We start from the raw sequence: 26,910 nt of genomic DNA, 5'->3' as shown, positions 1-26,910 counted from the left end.
CCGGTCGACGCCACCACCGGCGCGTCGTCGGGTCGGCCCGCTACCGGTGGGCGCGCTCAGGCGGGGCCGGCCGGCTCCCAGCGGCGACGGGCGCCGCGCGGCACGACAAGCGTCAGCAGCACCGCCAGGGCCACCGCCGCCCCGCTGACCCCCGCCACCAGCAGCGCCCTGTCCCGGGCCGTCGCCCGCCGGGCCCGCTGCGCCGCCAGCGCCGGCTCGGCCCGGTCGTCGGCCAGCGCGGTGGCCGGGCGCGACCGCTCCCGAATCCCGCCGCCGGTCTCGGTGACCGCCCGGTACGGGTTCAGTACCCCCGCGCCGTACCCGCCGCCCCGGACGCCGCCCGGGGCCGGATCGGCGGTCGCCATGATCCGCTGCGCCACCTGCGCCGCGCTCAGCTCCGGCCGGTACTGCCGCAGCAGCGCTGCGGTGGCCGCCACGAAGGGCGCCGCGTAGCTGGTCCCCTCCGCCCGGTGGTGGCCCTGGCCGGGGGCGGCCATCAGCACCTCGCTGCCCGGGGCGACCAGATCCACGTACGAGCCGGTCTGGGAGAACGGCGCGCGGGCCCCGTCCAGCCCGATGGCCCCCACCCCGAGCACCCCGTCGTACGCGGCGGGGTAGGGGCGGGGATCCCCGGCGTCGTGCAGGTTGCCGGCGGCGGCCACCACGACCACGTCCCGGTCGACCGCGTAGCCGACGGCGGCCCGCACCGCGGGGTCGTCCGCGTACAGGACGACGGAGAGGTTGAGCACGTCGGCGTCGTGGTCGACCGCCCAGCGGATCGCCCGGGCGAACTCCCCGGCGCTGACCGTACGCCCCGATTCCCGCCCCTCGACCACCTGCTGCTCACTGACGCGTACGGGCAGGATCCGGGCGTCCGGCGCCAGCCCGCGGAACGCCACCCCGTCGCGGGGTCCGGCGGCGATGATGCTCGCCACACCGGTGCCGTGACCGGCGCAGTCCCGGCTGCCGTCGCCCCCGGGGTCGAGCAGGTCGGTGCCGTCGAGGATCCGGCCGCTCAGCTGCGGGTGCCGCGCGTCCACCCCGGAGTCGACCACCGCCACCGTCACCCCCGCCCCGGTGGCGAACGGCGCCAACCGCTCCGGCGCGTACCGCTGCTGGGGCCAGGGGGGCGCGGAGACCGGCCGGGCCGGGGCCAGGGGCGAGGCGCAGGCGGGGGCCGACCGGGCGAGAGGCGGAACGGGCGCGGAGCGCGCGGCGGCGGCCGGGCCGCCGGCGGCCGCCGGAGCGGCGGGGACGGCGGTGAGCAACGCGGTGGTGAGGGCGGCCAGGAGCGGGCTCGCGGGGGACGGGGACATCGACCGCCTCCGTACTGTGTCGACTCCGGAACGGGATGTTAGCGCCTCCGGGGAGCCGGGCGCACCGCCGCCGGCCAGCCATTGTGATCTTGCTTCTACCTTGTAGGTTGTACGCGATACCTATGGCCTGTGCGCGGGAGGAGGGGTGGCCGTGACCGAGTGGGAGCCGGCCACCGACGCCGAGGCGGCGATGCGGGACGCGCTGCGTGCGAACGACCAGCAGCTCTACTTCCGCGTCCTGGCCCGGACCGAGCTGTTGCTGCCCGTCTCCGCCGAGGCGCTCGCCGGGAGGGCGCCGATGGGTTGGGGGACGTGGACCACCGGCGGCCGGACCCACGTGTTGGCGTTCACCTCCGGGGCCGCCGTGCGGGCCTGCCTCGGCGAGAACGGCGGCACCGTCCGGCGCATCGCCTACGCCGACCTGGCCGACGGCTGGCCCAACCACGAGTGGTGGCTGACGGTGAATCCCGGCCTGCCCATTGAGGGCTACCTGCCGGCGTGGTTCGTCGCCCAGCTCTCCCGGGGCGACGTCCGGCTGCCCGGCCGGACGATGGGGGCACGGGCCCGGCTGGAACGGGTCGAGACGGCCGCCCGCACCCGGGCCCACGCCGGCGGCCCCGACGCGGGGGGCGGGCCGGACACCAGCCCGAGCACCGGCTCCGTGCCGGCCGGCGGGGCGTCCGGGGCCGGGGTGACCGCTGCGCCGACCGGCGGTCGGTCCCCCGCCCGGTCCGGCGGGCCGGCGGCGTTCCCGCTCGCCTCACCGCCGTTCCCGGCGGAGCAGCGCGACTCCCGGCACGGCGAACCGGCGGCGGGTGGACCCGCGCGGTTCGACGCCGTGGCGGCCGCCGACCGGCTCCCACCGCCCCGCCCCGCGCCGCTCACCGAGCGCCCGAGGGGCCTGTCGACGCCGGACGCCCCGCCCGCGCCGGCCACCAACGGCCGCCCCGCCGGCGAGCCCCCGGAGCGGCCGAACCGGTCCTTCTTCGAACCGGCGTCGGGCCGCGCGGCGGCGTACCGGCAGGAGGCGCTGCGCTCCGGCGAGCGGGCGGCGCCGCCGTCCCGCCTGGCGCCGGGCGCGCAGCCGTTCCCGCGCCGCCGCCCGCTCGCCGAGCCGGTGCCGGCGCAGGAGGAACCGACCCACCCGATCCCGGCCGCCCCCACCGACGGGGAACCGACGCGGGCCTTCGCGATGCCGGGTGCCCCGGCCGACGGGGAAGCGACCCGGGCCTTCGCGATGCCGGGTGCCCCGGCCGACGGGGAACCGACGCGGGCCTTCGCGATGCCGGTCGCGGAGGCCACCCAGGTGCTGCCGCCGCGCCGGCCGGCACCCGACGAGGAGGCCACCCGGGAACTCCGGCCCCCCGGGTCGCCCCCGCCGCACGTCGGGCGCCGGCCGGAGCCGGCCGAGGAGGAGACCCAGGCGCTGCCGCGCCGGCAGCCCGTCCCCGAGCCCGCCGGGTCGGACCCGGTGGCGGAGCCGGTCTCCGCGCCGCCCGCCGCCCGGCGCGGCTTCACGCCGATCGTCATCGAGGGCACCGTCATCGAGGCGCGGGACCTCACCGGGCCACCCGCCGACGAACCCTCGGTGGCGTCGGAGGAGACCGTCTCGCTGTTCGAACCGGTCCGCCGGCGGCCCGAGGTGGTGGCCGCGTCCGCCGACCCGGTCGACGTCGCGCCCGCGTCGGCGGAGCCCGCCGCCCCGTCGGCGGAGCCGGCGACCGCCCGCCTCTTCCCGCCGGCTCCGGGCGGAGGCACCCCGGCAGCGCCGGCAACGGCCTCGGCCGACGCGGGTGTCCGCGACGGCGCGCCGGTCACCGGCGGGGCGGAGCCCTCGGGTGTCGACGTCCCCACCCGCGACGACGGGACCGGGCTCACCGCCGGGCCGCCCGCCGTCGACGAGCCCGCGGCCGGGGGTGTCGCCGAGGAAGCGCCGCCGCCCGAGGCGGTACCGGCCGACTTCCAGCCGGCCAACGAGGTGGAGGAGAACCTTCTCGACGCCGCCGGTGCCGGCAGCACCGACACCTTCCTCTCCACCCTGCTGCTGGCCCGCGTGCTGCTGCCGGTGGCGGCCGACTCCGCGCCCGGCAGCCGTCCCGGCGAGCCCGGCTTCGTCTGGCGTACGCAGGAGCTCGACGGCGAGACCTTCGTGGTGGTGCACACCTCCCCGGAGCGGCTCGCCGACCACACCGACGCGGCGGTCGAGACCATCGGGGTGAAGTTCGTCCAGCTGATCCGCCGCTGGCCGGACGAGTCCTGGTCGTTCGCGGTCAACCCGGGCACCCCGGTCGGGGCGAAGCTGCCCGGCGAGCAGATCGTCGGGCTGGCCAACTGGGCGGCCGAGGTGGGGCTCGGCGACGACGTCGGGGCGGAGACCGAGCCCCCCGCCGCCGAGGAACCGGTGAGCCGCCCCCGCTACGCCCCGCCCGCCTCGGATCCGGCGCGTCCGATCGTGATGCAGAAGGCGGTCGCCCCCAGCCAGCTCGCCTACTACCTGGAGCGGGGCTACGACCGGGTTTCCGGCTTCGTGCACCGGGCCGGCGAACTGGCCCACCTGAACACCCCGGCCGAGCTGCACGACGCGCTCGGCCTGGGCTACCCGGATTCCCCCTTCGGCCGGGACGCCGAGGAGATCTACGTGCTGCGCTGGCCCGCGCACCGTCCCAGCCTCTACCGGATCCCGTACGGCGGGCAGAACGAGGCCGCCATGCGGGCCATGGAGGGCTGGGTCATCGAGCGCCCGCCGTTCCGCGGCAACGGCTTCGCCCCCGGGGAGAGCAGCGACGTGGTCGCGGAGTTCAAGGTGGACAGCGCCCGGCTGCCGCACGGGGCACAGCTGTGGCGGATCGGCGCGGACGGCACCGAACGGGTGATCGCCATCCTCGACACGGACGCGCTGCGGTGGCGACAGGTCGGTGAGCGGTGACGCGCGACGGCTACGTGGCCCGCTGGCGGGGCCGGGAATACCAGGCCAGCCCGGACGGGGACGACGTCCGGCTCTACCAGCCGGAACCCGGTGAGGGCTTCGAGGAGATCCGCCCCGGTCGGTACGTCCGCGTGCTGCCGGCCACCGAGCTCGACGACCTGGCGTACGTCCGCACCACCTGCACCTGGCAGGGGCAGCCGTTCATCGTCCTCGGCGAGCACGACGGCTGGCTGCGGGTGGAGTACACCGGCGGGCGCTGGCCGGTCGCCCGGGCGATGGGGCTGGAGGTCTTCGACTTCGGCGTCTACCAGGGCTGGGCGCCGGCGACCGAGGTGGCCGACCTGCGCGAGCAGCGGGTCTGAGTCAGGACTTCGCCCAGCGCAGGATCTCGCCCAGCACCACGTCGCCGGCTTCCAGGTGCGGGAAGTGCCCGACGTCGTCCAGGAGCCGCCACTCGTAGGGCGCCACCACGTACCGGCCGGAGCCCAGGGCGGTACGCGGCAGGGAGGCCTCGTCGAGCGCGCCGTGCAGCTGGAGGGTCGGCGTGACCAGCGGCTTCTGCATCAGCCGGACGAAGCGGTAGCCGTGCAGGCGGAGCACCGAGCGGAAGGCCCAGCGGTAGCCCTCCAGGGCGCAGAACGCCGCCTGCGGGATGCGCATGGCCTCCCGGCACCGGGCCGCGTACGCCTCGAAGCCCGGCCCGCCGACCCAGCGCTGCCCGCCCCAGCGGCGCAGCATCTCCGCCACGGGTGCCGCGTCGTCGCGGGTCAGCACGTGCTCGTAGCGGGGCAGCTGGAACTTCAGCGCGGGCGTGGCGGCGGCGAACTGCCCGCGCGGATCGGCGAAGATCGCGGCCCGCAGCCGGAGCGGGTGCGGGGCGCCGAGCACCACCAGCCGGCGCACGAGCGACGGGTGGAACGACGCCGCCGTCCACCCGATCATGCCGCCGACGCCGGTGCCCACCACGGTCGCGGAGCGTTCGCCGAGGGCCCGGATGAGCCCGGCGACGTCGGCGGCCAGCGTGTAGCCGTCGTATCCCCGGGGCGGCTTGTCGCTGGCGCCGTAGCCGCGCAGGTCGACCGCGACGGCGCGGAAGCCGGCGTCGGCGATCGCCGGCAGCATCTCGTGCCAGGCCCACCAGTGCTCGGGGAAGCCGTGCAGGAAGAGCACCATCGGGCCGGCGCCGGCCTCGACGACGTGGAAGCGGCTGCCGTTGGCGCCGACGAACCGGTGCGTCCACGGCCCCTCGGTGAGGACGCAGGACTCGTCGACGGGCCCGCCGCGCTGCTCGGTCATGGCAGACAGCCTAGGACCCCGACGCCGGCCGGTTCCCGCGCCGACCCGTGGGGTGGCCGGAATCGCTCGCAGGACTCCCCGACCCGGCCGTCGGGCCGCCCGGCCGTCGGGCCGCCCGGCCGCTGGAGACGGGCGATGCCCGGGCAGGTGACCTGCCCGGGCATCGCGTGGTGCGGGTGTTGCGGGATCAGCGGACTCAGGAGATGCGGATCTTGGTGTAGACGCCGTTCTTCTCCAGGACCTTGATCTTGGTGCCGGTGGCCGGGAGCTTGACGCCGTGGTTCGGCAGCTCCGGGAACCAGTACTGCTTGGTGTCGTCGAACAGCGGCTGCGCGGCCTGGCCACGGATGTACTGCGGCTGGCTGTTGAGGTGCAGCGTGAACGAGTCGGCCTTCTTCAGGCTGAACGGCGCGTCGTAGACCTGGACGCGGGCCCGCCAGGGGGCGCCGCTCAGGTTGTAGATCGGCCGCGGGTGCGCGTCGATGATCATGTTGCGACCCTCACCCGGGTGCACGAACGTGTCGTTGTCCGCCCACCGGGTGTTCCAGTAGGAGATCAGCAGACCCTCCTGGTACGCGTAGTGGTCCACGTAGTCCGGGCGGGTGTTCGAGTAGCCGAAGAAGTACGGGCCGGTCTTCAGGTACTTGTCGTACGAGATGTACTGCCGGGTGCCCGCGATGTAGTAGTTGTCGTAGGCCCGGGTGTAGCTCGCCTCGGCGATCTCGAACTTGCCGGCGAACGTCCAGCCCTCGGCGCCGGTCTCGGCACCGTCGGAGAGGACGGTCTGGCCGTCGGCCGTCACGGTGAGCGCGTCACCGTAGAAGCCACCCTCGGAGACGCCGCCGTCAGTCTGGTAGCGCAGCCGGAACTGCGCGACCTTGCCCGCCGCCACGTCCATGGGGATGGCGATGTCGACCCACTTGCCGTCGCTGCTGCCGTCCAGCGCGAAGCGTCCGGGGGAGATCTCCTTCAGCGGCTGGCCGTTGGCCGTGCCGGGCAGGGTCACCCAGGACTGGCCGCCGTCCAGCGAGGCCTCGAAGAACAGGTAGTCGTAGTCGGCCTCGATGCTGTAGCGGCCCTTCATCGACAGCGACGCCGACGACTTCCCGGTGAAGTCCAGGGTCCGGGTCATCGTGCTGTTGAGGTCGTCCTCGTTGCCGGAGAAGAACTGCTTGGTGCCCGCGAAGGGCGCGCCGTGCTCGAACGTGTACTCGCGCTTCGGGAGCACCACGACGACGGCCTGCGCCTCGTCGGTGTTGTATTCCTGCGGGCCGAGGGTCATGGTCCGCTTCTGCCCCGCCGCGACCACCTCGTAGTCGAGCCAGCCGAGCTGGAGCTTGTTCCACGCTCCCAGGTCACCGCCGCGGTCGCCGATGCCGGCGTCCTCCTTGGCGCCGAGCCGGCTCTGGGCCATCAGGGTCCAGTGCTCGTTGTTGTTGTCCCCACCACTGGTGACGTTGTAGTCGTCCGGCAGACCGAGGTCGTGGCCGTACTCGTGGTAGAAGACGCTCCGGCCACCGTTCTCCGGCTGGATGGTGTAGTCGCCGATCCAGATGCCGGTGTTGCCGATCTGGGTGCCGCCGGCCGGGTTGCTGATCGGGCCGGTCGAGCCCTGGTCGGACGCGAAGGCGTACCAGCGGTGGCTCCAGATGGCGTCCTCACCCTGGTACGGGTCACCGTCGGCCTCGTCGCCACCGGAGTGGACGATCTGGAAGTGGTCGATGTAGCCGTCCGGCTCGTTGAAGTCGGCGTCGCCGTCGTGGTCGTACCGGTCCCACTGGTCCATCGCCTTGAGGTCCGCGGCGATCTGGGCGTCGGTGCGGCCGGCGGCCTTCTGGTCGGCGACCCACTGGTTGGCGGCGTCGCGGACCAGGGCCCAGGTGTTGTTGCAGACGTTCGAGGCGCACGGGTAGCCGCCGGAGCGGCCGTAGCGGGCCTCGTTGTACTTCACCTTCACCCAGTCGGTGACCTTGCCGTCGACGCTGTAGCGACCCGAGGACTGGGCCTCGTAGTACTGCTTGACGGACTCGTCACCGGGGTTGGTGCCGAAGTAGAGCTTGCGGTAGTAGTCGGGGTTGTAGTCCGCCTGCCACACGGTGGAGTTGTCCACCGCCCGGTTCGGCTGCGGGATCTCGTTGTGCAGCGGCCCGTCGAACCGGGTCGGCCCGGGGGTGTCCGGGTCGGTGTCCTGGTCCGGGTAGTTCGGGTGCCGCTCGTTGCCGAACTCCGCCAGGATGACGAAGATCCGGTCGGTCTTCTCCCGGGAGAGCTCGACGTACTGGTCTTCCGTCTGCGTGGCGGCGTTGGCCCGGGTCGAGCGGGCGGCAGCCCCCTCGGCCTGGGTCTTGCCGACCTTGACGACCGTGCTGCCGTTGACCTTCTGCGGCTTCGACCGGCCGGAGATGACGTCGCTCAGGCCCTCCTGGCGCAGGGCGCGACGCTTGTCCTCCAGCGGGTTCGGCAGGTCGTGGTCGACATGGGCTGGCTCGGCGACCGACGGAGCAGCCGTCGGCAACTTCGGCTGCGGGGCGGCGCTGGCGGAAGTGCCGACCGCCAGTCCCGTCGCCGTCAGCGAAAGCCCGAGCAGACCCACTGCGACTTTGCGCACGTGGTACCTCCGGTGTGAGGGAACCGGCCCAACGGGGGTAGGGGCCGGTGAGACCGGTCCCACTAGTGGGACCAATGGTGAACATAGACACTCGTGTGACCGGTGGGAAGGTGCATGCGTCGATTTGTTGCAAAGTTTTGATGGGAACGCTTTTCACTGTCACAGTCGGCCCCTTCTCCAGGGGTCGTGAACAGGGAAGACGACCCCGACCGGCGGGGAAGAGACACGCCTCGATAGGCGTGATCGAATACGCGAAATGTGTGATCGGCTCGGCTCGCCCACCCTTCCGGACGAGCGGGGCCCGCCCGGAGCGGTGTGCTCCGGACGGGCCCCGTCGGGATGTCGCGCGACCGACCCGCGGTCAGTTCCGCGCCGGGGTGACGTACACCGTGGCGTACGAGTTGTCCCGGGCGGTGCGCTTGATGGTGATGGTGACGCCGTAGGAGACGCCCTGGTCACCGGGGTTCCCGCTGCCCAGCACGATGCCGCTGCCCAGGCTGACCCCGTAGTAGGACGTCGCCGGCGTACCGTCCGGGTTGGTGACCCGGGTGGTGTACGGCGCGTTGCCCTTCGACGGGATGACCACGGAGGCGTCGTTGTCCCGCGCGTACGGCGAGCCGTCGCGCATCTCGATGCCCGGGTACCAGCCCTTCGCGTCGGTGAAGCCCCGCACCGGCGCCTGCCGGCCGAAGCTCGTGCAGTACTCGCTGTACGGCTCGTCCGCCGCCTCCAGGCACTCCTTGAACGGGTACGTGGGGTTCAGCGAGAAGGCCGCGTTCGCGGACTGCGGGCGGCTGGGCAGGTTGTCCAGCACCGACGGGTCCTTGACGGCCGCCTCGCCCTTGCGGCGGTACGGGTCGAAGTGCGAGTCGACGATCAGCAGACCACCCTTGGCGCCGTAGCTGGGCAGCGCGGTCATCTGCGCCGTGGTGTGGTTGACGTCGCCCAGCGCGGTGTCCCGGTACCAGACCAGCATGCCCGGGGCGTTGTAGGCGACCCGGTCGACCTTCCACGCGTCGCGCGAGTAGATCGTGTCGTAGGTGTACTTCAGGCCCTTGTCGAAGCCGTCGAAGTTGCGCCACTCGGCCAGGTAGTAGTGCGACTGGGTCGAGGTGCCGCTGTCGATGTGCCAGCCCTGGCCGGTGGTGTCGACGAAGCTGCCGCCGGTCGCCGTCCAGCCGTTGGCCCCGCCCTCGACGTCGTCGCTCCACGTGGTGGTGCCGCCGCCGGTCACCGAGAAGTCGTCGGCGAACCAGCCGCGCTCCGCGAACGCCTCGTCCGTGGCGTAGCGGAGCCGGACCTGCACGTTCTGCCCGGCGTACGCCGACAGGTCGACGTAGTCGTGCCGCCAGCCGTGCGTGTCGCCGGTCAGGCCGTACTTCTTGTTGCCGAAGTCCACCATCCGGCCGTTCGGGTCGGCGTAGCCGTCGTTGGTGGTGACGAGGTTGCCGGCCGCGTCGTAGACCTTCTGCTCGGCCCACGTGGTGCCGCCGTCGGTGGAGAGCTCGACGAAGCCGTAGTCCCAGTCGGCCTCGATGACGAAGTTGTTCCACATCCAGAACTTCGCGTCGGCCGCCGCGGGCACCGCCACCTGGCGGGTGATCTTGACGTCCGCCCAGTCCTGGTCGGCGCCCGAGTACCACATGTTCGCGCCGCTGTGCGGCGTGGCCAGCGTGATCACCTTGTCCGGCAGGTCGACCTTGATGCCGTCCTCGGTGCCGCGCGGGGTGCGCGAGGTCTGGCCGAGCTGCACGGCACGCGGGTCCGAGCCCGGGGCGAGGGTGAGCGGGTCGGCCCAGCCGAGCACCCACTTGTCCCAGAGGCCCATGTGCGTCGGCAGCGCCTGGAAGATCTCGCCCGAGTGCGAGCCCGAGGCCATCAGGTCCCAGAAGTCGACGTCGGAGTCGGCGTTGCCGGAGGTGTCGTAGAGGTCCGGCAGGCCCAGGTCGTGGCCGAACTCGTGGGCGAAGACGCCGACGCCGGCGTCCTCCGGCTGCACGATGTAGTTCGAGACCTGGAGGTCGGTGCCGGGGATGGTGTAGCCGCCGGTCACCGTCGACGAGTGCGCCCAGACGGCGTACGTGCCCTCGGCGCCGCCGCCGCGGGACTTGCCCTGGCCGGCGTGCACCAGCACCAGGTGGTCGATCACGCCGTCCGGCTCGAAGAGGTTGCCGTCGCCGTCGCGGTCGCCCTGGTCCTCGATGTCGTAGTCGGCCCACGGGAAGTTCGGGTCCGTCTTGGCCAGGGCGTCGATCGCGTCGGTGGCCAGTCGGCCGGCGCCCTGCGGGTTGTCCGGGTGGCCGTTCATCGACTGCTGGCGGCCGGGGACCCAGTTGCCGTTCTCGTCCTGGAAGCAGCGCGAGGCCGCGTACCAGCCCTCGGAGTGCGGAACGGTGATCCACGGGCTGGCCTGCCCGTCGACCGTGTAGGCGCCCTTGGACATCTCCAGGTACATGTTGTGCATGGTGCGGCCGCTGAGGTCGATGCCCCGCCTGCCGTCCGGGCCCCGCAGGTCCTTGCGGACCCGCTCGGTGATGCCCTTCTTGGTGTAGAGCATCTTGTCGTAGTGGGTGGGCGAGAAGTCCGGCACCCACATCGAGTTGTTGTCCTCGTGCGGCAGGTTCGCCGGGTTCGGGATCCTGTTGTGCCTGGGCCCGTTCTGCACGGTGCCGGGGACGCAGGTGCGGTCCTCGAACACCGTCTTCGGGACCATCACGCCCGTGAAGTCGTCGTTGGCCTGGTCGTTGAACTCCACCAGCAGGGTCAGCAGCTTGGCGGTCTGGGTGCTCGGGGCCTTCTTGAGCTGCCGCGGGCTCTTGCCCGTCTTCATCGCCTTGGCCTCGTGCTTCGCGAGCTGCTCGGCGGCGACCGGGTTGCCGCGGGCGAACTTGCGGTCGTACGCGCGCGCCTCCTCGACCGCCGGAGCGTAGACGCCGCCCTTGCCCTTGACCTCGCGGCCGCTGCTGTCCGGCTGGACGGCGGGCTCCGCGTAGTTGATGTAGTACTCGTCCGTCCCGATCGTGGCTCGGGCGGGGGCGGGATCCGCCCCTGCCGCGCCGCTCGTCACGGTGAGTGAGGCCGCGGCGAGGGCGATGGCGGGCAACGCGACGAGCAGGCGCCGACGCGACCCGGATTGCGGGTTTCTGTTCATGCCACTCCGTTTCTCGGGCATGGGGGAGGAGGTAGCGGCCCGGCATCGACCGATGTGACGTCCGTCGAACCGACCCGATCCGCGTGAACCTAAATCAGGAAACAGGGGAAAGACAGGGGTCGACGTCCGCCTGTGTCCGTTCAGCTTCTCCCGGCTCACCCGACCGACCGATGTGACAGCGCGCATCCGGCCGGTCGCACACCCGTAAGAAACGACGATGGGTGACGGTCCGCGTGGGACCGCCACCCATCGGGGCGTACGGGTCAGTCCTCGTCGGACTTGCCGCCCATGCCGGACGAGATCAGCTCCATCACGGACGAGTCCTGGAGCGTGGTGACGTCACCGAGCGAGCGGTTCTCGGCCACGTCCCGCAGCAGGCGGCGCATGATCTTGCCGGAACGGGTCTTCGGCAGCTCCGGCACCAGCATGATCTGGCGGGGCTTGGCGATCGGGCCGAGCGTCCTGGCCACGTGGTTGCGCAGCTCGGCGATGAGCTTCTCGCCGGCGTCGCCGGCGATGTCCGTGGTGCCGCGCGGGATGGCGAACGCGACGATGGCCTGCCCGGTGGTCGGGTCGGTCGCGCCGACCACCGCCGCCTCGGCCACCGACGGGTGCGAGACCAGCGCCGACTCCACCTCCGTGGTCGAGATGTTGTGCCCGGACACCAGCATCACGTCGTCGACGCGACCGAGCAGCCAGACGTGCCCGTCGGCGTCCTTCTTCGCCCCGTCCCCGGCGAAGTACATGCCCTCGAACCGCGACCAGTACGTCTCGATGAACCGGTCGTCGTCGCCCCAGATGGTGCGCAGCATCGACGGCCACGGCTCGCGCAGCACCAGGTATCCGCCGCCGCCGTTCGGCACCGGCTGGCCCTGGTCGTCGACCACGTCGGCGACGATCCCGGGCAGCGGCGTCATCGCGGAACCGGGCTTGGTCGCCGTGACACCCGGCAGGGGCGAGATCATGATCGCCCCGGTCTCCGTCTGCCACCAGGTGTCCACGATGGGCAGCGCGCCGCCGCCGACGTGCTGCCGGTACCACATCCACGCCTCGGGGTTGATCGGCTCGCCCACGCTGCCGAGCAGCCGCAGCGAGGAGAGGTCGTACCCGGCGGGGATGTCGTCGCCCCACTTCATCATCGTGCGGATGAGCGTCGGTGCGGTGTAGAGGATGCTGACCTTGTACTTGTCGACGATCTCCCAGAACCGCCCCTTGTGCGGGGTGTCCGGGGTGCCCTCGTACATCACCTGGGTGGCGCCGTTGGAGAGCGGGCCGTAGACGATGTAGGAGTGCCCGGTGACCCAGCCGATGTCGGCGGTGCACCAGTAGACGTCGGTCTCCGGCTTCAAATCGAAAACCGCGTGCGTCGTGTACGACGTCTGGGTCAGGTAGCCGCCGGTGGTGTGCAGGATGCCCTTCGGCCGGGCCGTGGTGCCGCTGGTGTAGAGGATGAAGAGCGGGTGCTCGGCGTCGAACGGCTGCGCGGCGTGCTCGATGGGGGCGGTCTCCACCGTCTCGTGCCACCAGCGGTCCCTGCCCGACCAGGCGACCTCCTCGCCGGTGCGGCGTACCACCAGCACGTGCTCCACCGACGGGCAGTTCGCCACGGCCTCGTCCACGGTCGGCTTCAACGCCGACGGCTTGCCCCGGCGGTAGCCACCGTCGGCGGTGATCACCACCTTGGCGCTGGCGTCCTGGATCCGGTTGGTCAGCGACTCGGCGGAGAAGCCGCCGAAGACCACGCTGTGGGTCGCGCCGATCCGGGCGCAGGCCAGCATCGCGACCGCCGCCTCCGGGACCATCGGCAGGTAGATCGCCACCCGGTCGCCGGCGGTGACGCCCAGGTCGGTCAGCGCGTTGGCCGCCTGGCAGGTCAGCCGGTGCAGGTCGGCGTACGTGATGGTCCGGGTGTCGCCCGGCTCGCCCTCCCAGTGGATGGCGACCTTCTCGCCGAGGCCCGCCTCGACGTGCCGGTCCAGGCAGTTGTACGCCACGTTGAGCTGCCCGCCGACGAACCACTTCGCGAACGGCGGCTTCGACCAGTCGAGTACCTGGTCCCACTGCCGCGCCCAGGTCAGCCGCCCGGCCTGCCGCTCCCAGAACGCCAGCCGGTCGGCGTCGGCCTCCCCGTACGCGTCGGCGGTGACGTTGGCGTCCGCGGCGAGTTCGGCCGGCGGGGGGAACTGGCGCGTCTCGTTCAGCAGATTTGCCAATGCCTCGCTCATGCCGTGCTCCCTTGTCGCTCGGGTGACCTGCGTCTCTCTAGGGCACGAGGTTAGTCGGGGCGGGCGGTACGGGCGACCGCCGGTCCGGCCCACGCGCGCCGAGCGGCCCCCGCCGCGCGCCGGGCGGCGATCCGGGCGCACGCGGAGCCACCTCATCGACGGATCCCGCCGGGGGGAGGACCCCCGCCGACCACGGTCCGGGTGGCGGCGGTCGCTTCCGCGCGGCTCGTCGACGGGGCGCACCGGGCAGTCGATAGCGTGACGGGGTGACCTCGGACCCGCTCGCCCCGCTGCTCGCGCTCGCCGACATCGCTCCCGCCGTCGAGCGGGCCCGCGAGCGTTTCGACCAGGCGCTGGGCCACCGCGCGCTGCGCCGGCACGGTGGCCAGGTCGCGGCCGAGGTCAGCCTCCGGTCCGCGGTGGCCAGCGCCGCCCTTGAGGGGTACGCCCGCGATCGCGAGGCGGTCCGCGCCGGAACCGTCACCGAACCGGTGGTCCAGGGCGCGCTGCGGGTGGCCGGGGCGCTGCCCGGGCTCTCCGACCTCTGGCCGAGGGCGCCCCGCCAGGCGCTGGCGCGGCTGCACGTGCTCGCCGCCCGCGACGTCGTCACCGAGGCCGAGCTGGGCCGGCCGGTGGCGGACCCGGTGGTCGCCGCGAGGCTGGACGCGCTCGCCGGGCTCGTCACCGGCGGCACGAAGGTCTCGCCGCTCGTGCTGGCCGCCGTCGTGCACGGCGAACTGCTCAACCTGCGACCCTTCGCCGGGCCGTCGGGGGTGGTGGCCCGGGGCGCCGCCCGGCTGGTGCTGCTCTCCAGCGGGCTCGACCCGCGCGGCCTGCTCGCCGTGGACGTCGGACACCACGAGCGCGAGCCGGAGTACGTCGGCTCGGCCGGCGCCTTCGCCACCGGCACCGAGGACGGGCTGCGCTCCTGGCTGCGGCACTACATGGCGGCGGTGGAGGTCGGCGCCGAGCAGCTCACCACCATCGGCGACGAGGTCCTCGCGGCGACCTGACCGCCGCGCGTCCGCCTGCCCGGGGGCCGTCGTCTGCCGGGTTGGGGCGGTGGACTGGCCGGGCGGCGTCGGTGTGACGGGTCGAGGCGGCGGGCTGGCTGTCGCTGCCGGCCTGCCGGGCGTCGGCCTGCCTGCCGGGCGTCGGCCTGCCGGCCTGCCGGCCCGCCGGCTCAGGCGGCGGGCGCGGCCGCAGTGCGGGTGCGGCGGTGGCGGCCGTACCACGCGATGCCGATGGCGACGCCCACGCCCACGCCGAGCGCCGCGGCGGCGACCGGCACGGCCGGGCGCTCGCGCAGCCGCCGGCCCAGCGGGATCGGGTGCCGGAACTCCAGCACCGGCCAGGAGTTCTCGACCGCGAGCCGGCGCAGCTGCCGGTCGGGGTTGACCACCGACGGGTGGCCGACGCACTCCAGCAGCGGCCGATCGCTGTACGAGTCGGAGTAGGCGAACGAGTCGGCCAGGTCGTAGCCGCGCTCGGCGGCCAGCTCGCCGACCGCGTCGACCTTGCTGGGGCCGGCCGCGTAGAACTCGACCTCGCCGCTGTAGCGGCCGTCCACCACACCCATCCGGGTGGCGATCACGTCGGTCACCCCGAGCAGCGCGCCGATCGGCCGGACCATCTCCTCGCCCGAGGCGGAGACCAGGACCACGTCCCGGCCGGCGGCCTGGTGCTCCTCGATCAGGGCGGCGGCCTCGGCGTAGACGTAGGGGTTGATCAGCTCGTGCAGCGTCTCCGCGACGATCTGACGGACCTGTTCCACCTGCCAGCCCTTGCAGAGCGCGGCGAGGTAGTCCCTGGTCCTGGCCATGGTCTGCTCGTCGGTGCCGCCCAGCCGGAACATCAGCTGCGCGTACGCCGACTTGACCACGTCACGGCGGGTGATCAGGCCGTCCCGGTAGAACGGCCGACCGAACGCCAGGGCGCTCGACTTGGCGATGACGGTCTTGTCCAGATCGAAGAAAGCGGCGCTTCGGCCCACGGCGCGAAAGTCTAGCCGGATGGTCTATGGTCGGCGGGTGCCCGGGGCCCGATGCCCCCTCGGACCTGCGGGCCGACCCCGTCGCCTCCACCCGCTGTGATGACGGTCACACCGTGCGAAGTTTATTTCGCAGGGAGTGGAGATGGCACCACTCGACGTAAACAGGCCGCTCATGCAGACTTGTCGGTACGACGAGTGTTCACGTCTCGTACAACAGCAGACCCTCGGCGGTCGCACCCCCCCGTGACCGCTGAGTGGGTTCGGCTCGACCCCCCCGGAGCCGAACCTTCGACGACCCCCGTCTCCCCCCGACGGGGGTCGTCCCTTTCCGGCGGGAGCGCTCCGACGCAGGTCACAGGTCGTCTCCATTCCCGTCAGAACCGCTCTCCGAGGGCGAATTCTCGCCCGGAGGCAGCAGGAAGGCAGCAGAGCCGTCGAAGGCCGCCAGGACGCGGGCGGCGTAGTCGTCCGGGGTGTGCGTATAACGATTGAGCGTCGTTGACGCCTGCTCGTGGCCCATGACCCGCTGCACCAGGTTGATCGGGACGCCGTCGGTGACCAGCCAGGTGGCGTAGGCGTGCCGCAGGTCGTGGAACCGCATTCCGCCAATGGCCTTCGTCGCCACCCAGGCGACGGCTTCCCGCTCGGTGGTGAACTCGGCGGACCACTCGACACCCTCCCGGTCCGGCCAGACGGCGCGGTACCGATGCGGGCCGGTGTTGAGGACCTGGCCGAGCAGCCCGGCGCGCACCAGCGAGGGCAGCCAGACCCGACGGCGGAAGTTGGACCGGCGCAGTGGGCGCCCGACCCGGTCGCGGAAGACGAGCGTTCGCGGGTCCGGATCGCCGGCTTCGGCGTGCAGCTGGCGCAGCGCGGACAGCAGGAAGCCCGGTAGCGGCACCGTACGCCATGTGGGCACGTGCTGGGTTGAGCTCGGCAAGGCCAAGGAAGCGCGGCCCATGCTGCAACTGGTCTGGGACAACACGAAGGACCAAGCTCGGCGGCGCGTCTACGGTGCCGTCCAGTTGGCTCGCGTGGCACTCCTTGACGGAGACGTCGAGCAGTCAACAACCTTCGCCACGACGGCAGTCGAATCGGCTGCCGGGCTGACGTCCCATCGGTCCCGCGAGCACCTGACACAGCTTCGACAGCAGCTCGCACCGTACGAGCGGCAACCTGCCGTCAGGACCTTCCAGCAGCGCGCTGCTCTCCTCCTGGCCAGTTGAGGTGCATGAGGTGCCGCTGCTCGAATTTCAGTACGGTAAGGCCGTGACGTTGGCTGACGACCTCCTCGCCGAGGGCGAGCCGGAACGAGAGTTCAACCCAGGCATTGCCGGGCGGCTGCCCCGCAAGCGGGTGGCTGGTGGGGCCCTGATCCGTGATCCCGCTGGCAGGGTTTTGTTCGTAGTGCCGGGATACAAGCCGTTCCTCGACATCCCGGGAGGCATAGCCGACGCCGATGAGTCGCCGCTGGCCGCGTGTCGCCGGGAGATCCGCGAGGAAATCGGGCTCGACCTGCCCGTCAATCGACTCCTGGTCGTCGACTGGATTCCCGCCCATGGCGTCTGGCCCGACGGGATCATGTTCATCTTCGACGGGGGGCAGCTCGACGAGGGCCAGGCCGCTGCCCTCAAGCCCACCGACGACGAACTCAAAGGCCTACGGTTCCTGGCCTACGACGACGCGTTGCCGCTTCTCCGACCGTCCATGGCACGCAGGGTGCGAGCTGCACTCGACGCACTCGACGATGACCAGCCGCACTACGCCGAGTTCGGCCGGTCCCAGTAACCAAGGTGGCGGCCGGCTGCCGGCGTGTCTAGTCCCACCACATGCTTGACGGATCCGTCCCAGGACATGCCTGACGTTCGGCCTAGAGTGCTGGGCAATTTGAGGACCGCAGACGCGAGGGCTGAAGGGTGGCGGCTGCATGGGGTACTGGGCACCTTGATCGCTGTACAGCGCAACGGGCGGGATCTCGTCGCGCTGACCGACCGGAACGCCGTGCTTCGTGTACACGACGGCGCGCGACGAGGCGACGGGTGGCAGGTGTACAGCATGCCCGACAACGTGGTGGTTAAGGACGCCGACGACGTGCTGCCACGGCTGGTGAAGGAGTCCCAGGCTCCGGTCTTGGCCGCCTTCATAGCCGACAGCGACTACGGCCAGCTAGCAGGGCTCAGCCAGCTCCACGGTCGGTGGGAGGCGTGGTTGGACGCCGATACGGCGCGCTTGTTCGAGCGTGATCACCTGGTCATGCAGGGTGTGTCGAAGGCTGATGCGAACCGACAGGCTCTGCGGATGATCGCCGGGTTCGGGCTGCCGCCCGCCAAAGCGGCCGAGCGGGCAACTCAGTGGGCGAGGGAGGCCGGCTACTTAGTGCCCGTCGGACCGGTCCGGCAGATCCTCGCCAGTAGGCGCCCTCCAGGCGTCAGCGCCCTGCTACGTCTGCCGTGGAAGCGCTATGTCCTCGCCGAGGAGATGTTCTTCGCACTACTGGACAGCCTCGGGTTGCCACTGGCCGATGACTGACCGGCAGGTCCTCCTCGAAGCGCACCCACTGCGGGTTCGCGCAATGGAGCCTTCCGATCATGTCAAGCATCTGGTGGGACGCGACTGACAAGCATGTCCCGTGACGGGACAGCCGGCTGCCGGCGATGTGGTTCAAACTTTCTGTACGTCTTCAAGGCGGCCCTTGACGGGCCGCACGCGCCGCCGCCTGGGCGCGCGCCGGCCGCCGCCGCTGTTGCTCTGCGGCCGTCACGCCTGACGCCCGGCGGCTGGCGCGGAGAGCGGGGAAGCCCGGAGGGCCGCCGCAGAACGACAGACCGTTGAGTGGTGAGAGGTGGGCCGGCAGCCGGCCGGGCTGCGCGGCCACAAGCCCGCGCAGCGTAGAGGAGCGCACGCCGACCGCGTCGGCGAACTGGCGGCGGTCGCGGGGTTGCGGTCACTGCGCCTCCCGGCGAGGGCGCTCCGGCTCCAGGATGGCCGGGGCAGCGTCGGCGGGTCACCGTCCGTGGGTGGTTCCGGTAGGCCATCCCGCCTGCCATCGACCCGGGACGAGCCGAGCAGACCCACCGCCCGACCCGCCAGCGTCCGTACGAGCCGTCAAGGTCCGCTTGACGTGGCGGGCCGGGCGGCGGCCCGCTCCCCAGGAGGGCGGGTCGACGGCGACGGGATGGCGAATGCGCCGTGTAGCGGGTGAGTGAACTAACCCAACTCCTGAGCTAGTACGCCGCGGGCGGCAGCCAGTTCCCCGTCTGCCTCCTTCAACAGATTCCAGCCATCCCGAACCAACCCGGCGATACGCGCAGAAAGATCCTCAGCCACGCGGGGCATCGGGAGCTTGAGAAAATCGTCTGGCCGCAATGCTGGGTACATTGATGCGGTGGTCATGAGGTCTAGTAGCTCGCAGACAAGAGGCAGGCGTAGGAAGGTGAGCAGAACCTCAGACGGTACTCCCCGTGGGCGCAAGACGGAAAATCCGCTAGAGCAGATGAAACCGTTCTGGCTTTGAGACACGACGGCGGTTAGGCGCCGCTTCGGCCTCACTGTCGAAGTAACTACATCGCCAGCACGTACGATCCATCGGGCGCGACTCGGAGCATCGTCCACCACGATCTCCTCGGCATCAACAAGACCATCGCGGCGAACCCCTCCGATCTCGATATACCGGAAAGTGTCACCGTGCGCTTCGCTCAGAAACTTGTTCTTAGCCGGAACTGCAAAGTCCGCCACGGTGGTTCCATCTCGTCCCAATCGCTCGACGAGTTCACGCAGATGCGGCTGAAAGTACTCCGCGTCCATCCGTCCAGCAGCGCTCAACTCACTCAGCTGCACCCCGTAGGTAGGGCGAAGCCCAGGGCGCAAATGAGAGATTCCGATTCCTTCAGCCAGTACCGAGGAAGCTTCCTCTAGCGTTGACTCGGCAGAGGAACGCAGGCGCGCAGCGGAATGGACATGGCCCTCGATCAGCTCTTGAGCCCCGTTAGAAATGATTGGAATGAGCATGCCGCGAACGTCAGGCAGCGACAGGTGGCCCTGCACTTGCCCTTGGAACCATCGCCGCATTTGAAGCAGACCGGGAGCCGACGAAAGGAAGACTGTCAAATACGCGGGGTTTACAGCCTCCTTGTCTACTCTAAGGCCGATCACATCTTGGCTGATATTAATGCGATCGCGCATGACAAGGCTAGCTGCAATGCGGGCCGTCTTGGCTAGAACAACGTCCCCTCTGCCCAAGCTAGTCTTCCAGTCGGCGGCATCCCGCTCTTCAGAGATGAAGACTAAATCATTCTCCTTAGGAAGGATGTCACCCACATTCGCAGAGCGATAGAAGGGGACACCGTCGGAGACGTAGTCTTCCGCAAGGATGTAGAAGATCCCCTTGCGCACGTCTCTGCAGATCTCGTCTAGCCTGCGACATTTCATCCCGCGAAGCATCGCCTCATTTTGGACGAAGTCCGGTTGCCAGAACTCCGCGTCAAGCCGAAACGAGCCTTGCGCCTCTCTTAGATTGAGCGAACTCCACGTCGCCATTACTTACCGCCCTGAGCGAAAGCGAAGCCCTGCTGCTGAGCCCACCGACCGAACGCCTCAGCGATAGTCTCTCGCTCTGGAAGGCGGGCCAGGAGCTCGTCTCGACGTGCTACCAGGCTTTCGCGATCCGACGAGGTGGCACACAGGGGCTCCAAGCGTCTGAACTGCTTTTTGACCACCTCCCGCATATCGAAGAGGTCGTGCTCTAGAATCGGGTGGTCGTACAGATCGGTTAGGACTTCGCGAGATTCGCTCTTCAAGTACTGGTAATCTCCCCGATTATCCTTACCCGAAAGCTGGCTAGTCGCGAAAAAGACAGGATAGTCATCGACGCGGGGACACAGCGGCCCTCGCGACGGGTCCTCATTCCACTTCTGGAGAAACAAGACACTCGTCTTGGTTCCCGTGTGAGGCTTGAAGGTGTTGACCTGCAAGCCGACTACGGCGAGAATCCGAGCATGCTGCGTGATCCACTCCCGTAGGCTCTTCTCGCTGCTGTTGTTCAACCTGCCTTGTGGCAAGACGATCGCCATGCGTCCACCAGGTCGCAGGAACTGAAGGTTCCGCTCAATGAAGAGTACGTCCCGCCCGATGCTGGTCGGCCAGGTACCGTTACTCTTCTGGGCAATATCGTATTGGTGAATCAGGCGTGAATCGACCAGCTCTCCGGCGAACGGGGGATTCGTAAGGACAAGGTCGAAGTCAAAAAGCCGCATCCGCTCACGGTTGGGCCTATCCTGCTGGTGATTACCTAGCTTGGCCAGTCGTGGCTGCAATCCAACGCGCACGTCATCCGACCAGTTCAGCGGATCAAGAGTATTTGCGCGATAGACGTTCGTCCGACCATCGCCTGCGATTAGGTTGAGGGCCTTGGCGATCTTAATCGATCGGGGATCGAAATCAATCGCATAGGCCTTTTCTCGCGCGAACTCTGCTTGCCAAGGCTCAGGGCCCGCCGCAGAAAACTCGTCGCCCCATACATGGAAGATCGAATGAACGGTAAACCCGCATGAGCCGGCTGCCGTATCGATGACGTATTCGTCGTACGTAGGATTCAGCATCTTTACGCACATATCGATGGCGTGCCTCGGGGTGAAGTATTGGCCCTTCTTCCCCTTGCCCACCTCGGTCGACAGGTATTCGAATGCCTCGTCAATAACTTGAAGATTTGAGTTGAACAGTTTGACGTCTTGAAGGAATGATACGCAAGTGACGAGGTGATTGGGTGCGAGGTCGATGCGTTCGCCGTCCAAGAAGACACCCGGCCAGCGGTCCTTTGCCTTGAGGAAGAGGGCATTGATCCGTTCGTATAGATCATTGGGAGTGCTTAGCCCGGCGCGGAACTCGAGCTTCCGCGTGCGGCGGCGCGCAGATTCTGACTCGTCGAAGAGCTTCGCATAGATCAGCTTGAAGACCTCCTCGAATGCGTCCACTCCCGCGTTAGCGAGAACCAGGTCTTCCATGCTGAGGACGATCTCTTTGAGGGTCGTCTTCTCTCGGACTAGCTTGTTCTCGCGGATGAGGTCATCTAGCGTCCATCGCTCGTCAAGAAGATCCTCCAAGGTCTGATGCGCTGCGGGGAGTGCTGACAAGGAGCGGAAGATGTTCGGATTCGACCGATGCAGGATGAGTTCTTCGCCACCGTTTGTCCACACGCCGATTGGGCTTCCCTCGGCATTGCAATAGCTTTTTAGCTGTTCTTCGCCGTCGCGACGCTTAGGCTTTTTGACTTCGACGATGATGTACGCGGCGTTCGGATCGTCCTTATCCATGACGACAATATCGGCGGCCTTTTTGTGTACGGTGGAGCCGAAATAGACTGCCCGCTCGACCGCGATCCGGTCCTCGGGGTAACCGTAAACATTGATGAGTCGGTTTATGTAAAGCTGCCGAACGACCTCCTCCGGCTTAGCCAAGCGCATCTTGCCGCTTGCTAGGCACTCAAGGTAGAGCTTGCCGCTCCGCTCTATTGGCCTGATTGTGGCCAGTTCGTCCTCAGAAAAGATAGTAAGGGCGTAACTAGACCGCCCAAGCAATAAGTAAACGGGCAGTTGCTCCGACGTCATGGGCAGAGCTTACCGGCAGGCAGGGGGACCCTGTCCGCCCAGCGCCCTGGCGGCTTGCCGGTCCTGCTCAGTCAGCTCTCTGGAGCTTCAGACGGACCCATCACCGCAGGCGCGGCCTATGTGGACGCCACGCGTGACCGCCGCCCCAGGTACCCCTCCAAGGCGTCGGCAGGTCGCCTAAGTTGGTGGTCAAGCTGATGCCGGAGGAGGGCAACGTCCTCGGCCGGCAGTTCGAGGAGAGGCCTGCGGAGGTAGCTACTCCAGGCATCAGAACTAGGGAAGGCCTTCATCTGAGGCACCAGCGGCGCGAGCTCGACGCCGCCGGGGTAAGGGACAACTCCGGTGACACGAAGGAGGCAACCCGAGCCGAACCGCTGGCCGGCGATCTCAAGGTGCTCGTCGAGAGGGCCGACGGTGCTCGCCACGGTTGCGTGTCCGATGATGCGCCCTCGGTCACGGGCTGGGTTATGCCACGCGCCACGAGTCGCGTAGATATACAGGTCGTCTCCGACTGCTAGCGCAGCTACCTCCCTCCGAGGCTTCACCCTCGAAGGGAACGCCGTCCGTTGTTGTTGTAGCACCCATGCGATCGCGTCTCGTTCCCCGAGGATGAGCAGGTAGGCGCGATTCATGGCGAGAGGGTAACTGGCGGACCCGCATGGGCAAGCGCGACATCGCCTGGGACTGGGGACGGCTGTCGAGCAGCAACACTGACAGCAACGCCGCCGGACGGCGGCACGCTGACAAGCGCTGGCATGGACGAAGCTCCGAGCATGCAGACGTTGCCGGACGTGTGCGGACGGGACGCCCAAAGCTTGTAAGCGAGACGTCAGCAGCGCGTTCAAGCGGCGGCACTGCCGAAACGTTCTCATCAGGATCAAGGCGCCGCGCAAGCGCGGCGCACGGGGCGGGCTGCGGCGCGCTGCTGGCGGCCTCCGGCCGGCATCGCCCGCCGCAGCCCGCCGCACCAGAGACGACGGCTGTCCAAGTGCCCGAGGCCGGCAGCTGTGCGGTGCCGCTACCGTGATGCCGTGACGACCTACGAGGCGGGCGCAACGGCCGTGGACATCCTGCTCGCCAGCGCCGCTGTCGCCCTGGTCGGGTGCGCTGCCTGGGTGGTCATCCACAGCCAGCGCGCGTCAACGGTTCGGCTGTTCAGGCGGACCCTGCACCACCCCCGGCTGTGGGCCGCAGGGGCAGCATGCATGGGCTTCTACGTTCTGCTGGGGCTAGGAAACCTCACGGAGGTCACGCCCAGCACTTGGCGCACTCCGGGCCGATGGATCAGTGCTGTGCTGTTACTGGCCGCGTTGGCCCTAATGGCCACCAACGGGGTCCTTGACTATCGCGCCAGGCGTCGGAATGGCCGTGAGCAACAGATTGGGCCGTGACGAGCGCCAGCGTGGCCGGCCGTCGTCGATGTCAGGGCGCTCGGCTGCCGCGCCGCTCCGCGGCTTGCCACCGGGTACACGAACGTCCAGGCCGCGCGGAGAGCCAGCGGCACGGCAAGCCGCCCCCGACCGAAGGCCGGGGGCGGTAAGCCAAACGCCGCCGGGCAACCGCGCACCCATCGGTGCCGTGCCAGCCGCGTGCCAGTAGCCCGTGTCCCAGACGGTCAGCAGCGGTCATGGTCGGGCACCAAGGCACTGCCGCTGAGCAGGAGTTCCGGACAGATCACGACAGCGGGAAACGATCTTTTAAACTGACGGTTCGGGGGATCAAGGCTCCCGCGTTGAGGAAGCGGCGGCTGTAGCGAGCGCCTCCGCGACGCACTCATAGTCCTTGACCAGCCGGCCGACCAAGCGCGGTTCGGCCTCGAATGCCTGGACTAACCCACGCACCAGGTCGCGGATCCTGTCCTCGCGCGATGGGTGACGGCTACGAGGGTGTCGCCGATGGAAGCTCTGCCAACGGCGTAGTCCGACGTCGACCAGCCGCTCACGGTTACTGGGCGAGGGGATGGACATCCCTGATCCCACAGGGCGGCTAACGCCGTCAATGCGACTGCGCGAGCTGGTTGGATCATCCCCGCCTCCCCGTTGTTTCCGATGATTCATCGCGACCGTACAGCCACCCTTACGCAAGCCGGCCGTCAACGGTGGAGGATGAGCGGCGACAACAGACAGCCGCCGGCCGTCCTCGGACGTCCGCAGCCCGTCATCCGAGAGTCAGCGGATCGTCAGCGAACGCCGTACCGCGTGGCGACTCTCGATCATGCTCGGCGGCACAGCCGATGCGTCTGACCACCCGGTACGGCACTTGATCACACTCGCTGCTACGTCAGGTCACTTTCCCCCCGACGGGGGTCGTCCCTTTCCCGGGGAGCGCTCCACCGCAGCTCACAGATCGTCTTGCTCGCTCCGGGGCCACTCCCCGGACACGCCTCGACCGAGGCGGCAAAGCTAGTCGAGGCCGCTGGGCCGTTCGCCTTGGCGTGTGCGACATGACGATTCGGCTTCGTGGGGCCCTTCGCTTCCGAGACGACGGGTCGGCCCGTGCGCGGAATCCTGATCTACAGGGTCAGGGGGCGGTCATCCGCACTTCCCCGCTGCCGACGATCCGTGGCTGTCGGAGTCCCACCACCGCGGCGGGTCGACGTCCTGGTCGTCCGCTCGGAAGAAGTGGAAGGGCACGCCGAGGGCCCGCGCCAACTCCGAACCCTTCTGCACCGCTTCGGCGCCTGCCAAGGTGCGCGGACCGGCGCCCACCGACGGAGGCGCGCCGCGCCCGTCGAGGAAACACAGGTGCTCCTCGTCGTACCGGGGATGGTGCCGGCCCGGCCGACGCACGACGGCGACGAGCGAGACACCCCAGCGCGCCGTGTCTCCGTCCCACAGTGCCTCGACGGCCACCACCGGCTCCGCGATCGCCTCGACCCTCTCGACGATCCGCGACATCGGCGCCGGCGGTGGCTCGGGATCCAACCGTCCCTGGACCGTGAGTCGGTGTCTGCGTTCCTCCACCACGTCCGTCGCCTGGTGCAGCGAAGGCGCGGGGTCGAGACCGGCGTCCCGCCACAGGAGCCTGATCGCCCTGACCGTGTGGCGACGACAGATGAGCTCGTCGATGCGGTCGCGGGCCTCTTCGGGCAGGCCGCCCCAGATCCGATCGTTGCTCTCCCGCACGTGGTCAGTCTCTCCCACCTCCGAGGACCACGTCGGCCTCGGCTTCGCGCTCCAGCCGGACGCGGACCACCCCGGGCGAGGCCACTCGGAGCCCGCGCGGGTCGTCGGCTTCCGGGCGGCGGTGAGGTCGTTGTGGCGGCACCCGCTGCCGACGGCCGGCCGCGCATAGCAGATCGACTCGCGCTGCGGACGTCGTCCACAGGGCGCCCGGTTGTCCACAGGCCGTGCGGGCGGGGCCGCGATCGGGGGTGGCTCGCGAGCAGGGTCTCCGTCAGCAACCCCGGAGCCCGACCGCTGGAGGCCACGATGCCACCCCGTACCTCCGTCCCGCCGCACCGGCGCCTGCCGCTGCTCGTCACCTCGGACGACGACCTGCTCGACGACCTGCTCCGCCTCGCCGCCGCGGGCGGTGTCGAGCTGGAGCTCGCCGCCGACCCCGCGGCGGCCCGCACCCGCTGGCTGCCCGCCCCGCTCGTGCTGGTCGGGGCCGACCAGGCCCAACCCTGCCTGCGGGCGCGGCTGCCGCAGCGGTCACGGATGGTGCTGGTCGGCAGGTCCGGGGAGCTCGATCCCGGCTGGCAGGTCGCCGAGCTGATCGGCGCCGAGCACGTGGCGACGCTGCCCGCCGCCGAGCCGTGGCTGGTCGACCGGTTCGCTGAGTGCGGGCCCGAGGGCGTGGAGCGGGGCGGCGCCCGGATCGTCGCCGTGCTGGGCGGGCGAGGAGGCGCCGGAGCGAGCATCCTTGCCGGCGCGCTCGCCGTCACGGCCGCCCGGACCCGGCTGCGCACCCTGCTCGTCGACGCCGATCCACTCGGCGGCGGGCTCGACCTGGTGCTCGGCTGGGAGCAGCTGGAGGGGCTGCGCTGGCCGGCACTGACCGGCGCGGACGGGCGGGTGGACGCCCCGGCGCTGGTACGAGCCCTGCCGAGCCGGGGCGACCTGGTGGTGCTCTCCTGGGACCGGGGCGACCTGCTGGCCCTTCCCGCCCAGGCGATGGCGGCCACCGTCGACGCCGCCCGGCGGGGCCGGGACTTCGTGGTGGTGGACCTGCCCCGGCAACTGGACGACGCGGCCGTCACCGCGCTCCAGGCGGCCGACCAGGCGTACGTGGTGGTCCCGGCCGAGCTGCGGGCCACCGCCGCCGCGGCCCGGGTGGTGGCTGCCGCCGGCCCGCACTGCGCCGCGATGTCGGTGATCGTGCGGGGTCCCGCGCCGGGCCGGCTGGGAGCGGCGGAGGTGTCGCATGGCACGACAACGGGCACCCGGAGGAAACATGCCTCGCATCGGCCACCGCTACTGCAACCACCCCGCAACCCCTCAAGCAAGGGCAGCCTGTCGTCGAGCAAGTGACAACCGCGAAGGATGCGGGGTCAGGTACGTCGGCGTGGGTAGGAGAGCACCGGCTGATCTGCCGATCATCCCTGCCGATGGGCTCTCCACCACGTCCTTCCTTCACTTGCCTCTTGCGTCGCCAAGAGAGCTGTTGACCAGCTTTCCCGATGACGACGCTGATCTGGGTAAGGTTGCCCGTCGTCGGGAAGGCCGACCGCAGATCCCAGGCCAGCGGACCGACGAAGGCTACTGGCCCGAGTACCTGACCGAGTACGACCACGTACCGCCCCGACCAGACCCGTTCGATGCGTGGTGGGCGCTGGCTTAGAGGTCAAG

The 26,910-nt window shown here is 70.1% G+C and carries 19 protein-coding genes; 9 read left to right on the top strand and 10 right to left on the bottom strand.

Annotated features, from left to right (window positions below; genetic code table 11):
* Positions 1-56 precede the first annotated feature (56 nt).
* A complete protein-coding gene (mycP, locus tag V6V16_RS03545) occupies positions 57-1,316 on the bottom strand; it encodes a type VII secretion-associated serine protease mycosin (RefSeq protein ID WP_334559388.1) in 1,260 nt (419 codons plus the stop codon).
* 151 nt (positions 1,317-1,467) lie between these two features.
* Between mycP and V6V16_RS03540 the strand changes: the two genes are divergently transcribed.
* On the top strand, positions 1,468-4,242 hold the full coding sequence (locus tag V6V16_RS03540) for an SseB family protein (RefSeq protein WP_334559387.1): 2,775 nt from the start codon (positions 1,468-1,470) through the stop codon (positions 4,240-4,242).
* Positions 4,239-4,604: a hypothetical protein gene (locus V6V16_RS03535; RefSeq protein WP_334559384.1), complete on the top strand. Its 366-nt coding sequence runs from the start codon at positions 4,239-4,241 to the stop codon at positions 4,602-4,604. Before V6V16_RS03540 ends, V6V16_RS03535 begins: the two co-directional genes overlap by 4 nt.
* A gap of 1 nt (position 4,605) precedes the next feature.
* Here the strand turns inward: V6V16_RS03535 and V6V16_RS03530 are convergent, their stop codons facing one another.
* The 4 genes from V6V16_RS03530 to acs all read right to left on the bottom strand — a co-directional run bounded on the left by V6V16_RS03530 (position 4,606) and on the right by acs (position 13,522).
* On the bottom strand, positions 4,606-5,538 hold the full coding sequence (locus tag V6V16_RS03530) for an alpha/beta fold hydrolase (protein WP_334559382.1): 933 nt from the start codon (positions 5,536-5,538) through the stop codon (positions 4,606-4,608).
* Positions 5,539-5,734: 196 nt separating this feature from the next.
* A complete protein-coding gene (locus tag V6V16_RS03525) occupies positions 5,735-8,131 on the bottom strand; it encodes an immune inhibitor A domain-containing protein (protein WP_334559418.1) in 2,397 nt (798 codons plus the stop codon).
* 376 nt (positions 8,132-8,507) lie between these two features.
* The gene (locus tag V6V16_RS03520) at positions 8,508-11,297 is read right to left on the bottom strand and encodes an immune inhibitor A domain-containing protein (protein ID WP_334559380.1); all 2,790 of its coding nucleotides are present in this window, start codon (positions 11,295-11,297) and stop codon (positions 8,508-8,510) included.
* A 263-nt stretch (positions 11,298-11,560) separates the two neighbouring features.
* Entirely contained in the window at positions 11,561-13,522 is a 1,962-nt protein-coding gene (gene acs, locus V6V16_RS03515) for an acetate--CoA ligase (protein ID WP_334559378.1), read from the bottom strand.
* Positions 13,523-13,788: 266 nt separating this feature from the next.
* Between acs and V6V16_RS03510 the strand changes: the two genes are divergently transcribed.
* Positions 13,789-14,535 (top strand): oxidoreductase, encoded by a 747-nt coding sequence (locus V6V16_RS03510; protein WP_334559376.1) that lies wholly within the window; start codon positions 13,789-13,791, stop codon positions 14,533-14,535.
* A gap of 170 nt (positions 14,536-14,705) precedes the next feature.
* Here V6V16_RS03510 and V6V16_RS03505 read toward each other — a convergent pair whose 3' ends face one another.
* Both V6V16_RS03505 and V6V16_RS03500 read right to left on the bottom strand, forming a co-directional pair.
* The gene (locus tag V6V16_RS03505; protein WP_334559374.1) at positions 14,706-15,515 is read right to left on the bottom strand and encodes an HAD family hydrolase; all 810 of its coding nucleotides are present in this window, start codon (positions 15,513-15,515) and stop codon (positions 14,706-14,708) included.
* Between the two features lie 352 nt (positions 15,516-15,867).
* On the bottom strand, positions 15,868-16,461 hold the full coding sequence (locus tag V6V16_RS03500) for a tyrosine-type recombinase/integrase (RefSeq protein ID WP_334559373.1): 594 nt from the start codon (positions 16,459-16,461) through the stop codon (positions 15,868-15,870).
* 13 nt (positions 16,462-16,474) lie between these two features.
* Here V6V16_RS03500 and V6V16_RS03495 point away from each other — a divergent pair, with 13 nt between their 5' ends.
* The 3 genes from V6V16_RS03495 (at position 16,475) to V6V16_RS03485 (ending at position 18,044) form a co-directional block, all read left to right on the top strand.
* Complete coding sequence (locus V6V16_RS03495; RefSeq protein WP_334559372.1) at positions 16,475-16,741, top strand: hypothetical protein; 267 nt, start codon at positions 16,475-16,477, stop codon at positions 16,739-16,741.
* 10 nt (positions 16,742-16,751) lie between these two features.
* A complete protein-coding gene (locus V6V16_RS03490; RefSeq protein WP_334559370.1) occupies positions 16,752-17,303 on the top strand; it encodes an NUDIX hydrolase in 552 nt (183 codons plus the stop codon).
* Positions 17,304-17,402: 99 nt separating this feature from the next.
* Positions 17,403-18,044 (top strand): hypothetical protein, encoded by a 642-nt coding sequence (locus V6V16_RS03485; RefSeq protein ID WP_334559369.1) that lies wholly within the window; start codon positions 17,403-17,405, stop codon positions 18,042-18,044.
* A gap of 678 nt (positions 18,045-18,722) precedes the next feature.
* Here the strand turns inward: V6V16_RS03485 and V6V16_RS03480 are convergent.
* On the bottom strand, positions 18,723-20,051 hold the full coding sequence (locus V6V16_RS03480; RefSeq protein WP_334559367.1) for a hypothetical protein: 1,329 nt from the start codon (positions 20,049-20,051) through the stop codon (positions 18,723-18,725).
* Positions 20,051-22,117, bottom strand: coding sequence for an N-6 DNA methylase (locus V6V16_RS03475; RefSeq protein ID WP_334559366.1), 2,067 nt, complete (start codon positions 22,115-22,117; stop codon positions 20,051-20,053). The genes V6V16_RS03480 and V6V16_RS03475 overlap by 1 nt, the downstream gene beginning before the upstream one ends.
* 185 nt (positions 22,118-22,302) lie before the next feature.
* Here V6V16_RS03475 and V6V16_RS03470 point away from each other — a divergent pair, with 185 nt between their 5' ends.
* Both V6V16_RS03470 and V6V16_RS03465 read left to right on the top strand, forming a co-directional pair.
* On the top strand, positions 22,303-22,635 hold the full coding sequence (locus tag V6V16_RS03470) for a hypothetical protein (RefSeq protein WP_334559364.1): 333 nt from the start codon (positions 22,303-22,305) through the stop codon (positions 22,633-22,635).
* Between the two features lie 513 nt (positions 22,636-23,148).
* Positions 23,149-23,508, top strand: a complete 360-nt coding sequence (locus V6V16_RS03465) for a hypothetical protein (RefSeq protein ID WP_334559362.1) — start codon at positions 23,149-23,151, stop codon at positions 23,506-23,508.
* 1,140 nt (positions 23,509-24,648) lie between these two features.
* On the opposite strand, the gene V6V16_RS03460 is transcribed toward V6V16_RS03465, so the two are convergent.
* Entirely contained in the window at positions 24,649-25,242 is a 594-nt protein-coding gene (locus V6V16_RS03460; protein ID WP_334559360.1) for a hypothetical protein, read from the bottom strand.
* A gap of 306 nt (positions 25,243-25,548) precedes the next feature.
* Between V6V16_RS03460 and ssd the strand changes: the two genes are divergently transcribed.
* The gene (ssd, locus tag V6V16_RS03455) at positions 25,549-26,592 is read left to right on the top strand and encodes a septum site-determining protein Ssd (RefSeq protein WP_334559359.1); all 1,044 of its coding nucleotides are present in this window, start codon (positions 25,549-25,551) and stop codon (positions 26,590-26,592) included.
* Positions 26,593-26,910 lie beyond the last annotated feature (318 nt).

It is taken from the genome of Micromonospora sp. CPCC 205561 (assembly GCF_036906775.1).
Classification (GTDB): domain Bacteria; phylum Actinomycetota; class Actinomycetes; order Mycobacteriales; family Micromonosporaceae; genus Micromonospora.
Note: the sequence above shows the minus strand (reverse complement) of the source record. Positions and strands in the feature narration are given on the sequence as shown.

Excerpts from the sequence above, each read along its gene's own strand:
- V6V16_RS03480 (WP_334559367.1), bottom strand. The coding sequence starts at position 20,051 with ATGGCGACGTGGAGTTCGCTCAATCTAAGAGAGGCGCAAGGCTCGTTT.
- acs (WP_334559378.1), bottom strand. The coding sequence starts at position 13,522 with ATGAGCGAGGCATTGGCAAATCTGCTGAACGAGACGCGCCAGTTCCCC.
- V6V16_RS03530 (WP_334559382.1), bottom strand. The coding sequence starts at position 5,538 with ATGACCGAGCAGCGCGGCGGGCCCGTCGACGAGTCCTGCGTCCTCACC.
- mycP (WP_334559388.1), bottom strand. The coding sequence starts at position 1,316 with ATGTCCCCGTCCCCCGCGAGCCCGCTCCTGGCCGCCCTCACCACCGCG.
- V6V16_RS03495 (WP_334559372.1), top strand. The coding sequence starts at position 16,475 with ATGCTGCAACTGGTCTGGGACAACACGAAGGACCAAGCTCGGCGGCGC.
- V6V16_RS03520 (WP_334559380.1), bottom strand. The coding sequence starts at position 11,297 with ATGAACAGAAACCCGCAATCCGGGTCGCGTCGGCGCCTGCTCGTCGCG.
- V6V16_RS03475 (WP_334559366.1), bottom strand. The coding sequence starts at position 22,117 with ATGACGTCGGAGCAACTGCCCGTTTACTTATTGCTTGGGCGGTCTAGT.
- ssd (WP_334559359.1), top strand. The coding sequence starts at position 25,549 with ATGCCACCCCGTACCTCCGTCCCGCCGCACCGGCGCCTGCCGCTGCTC.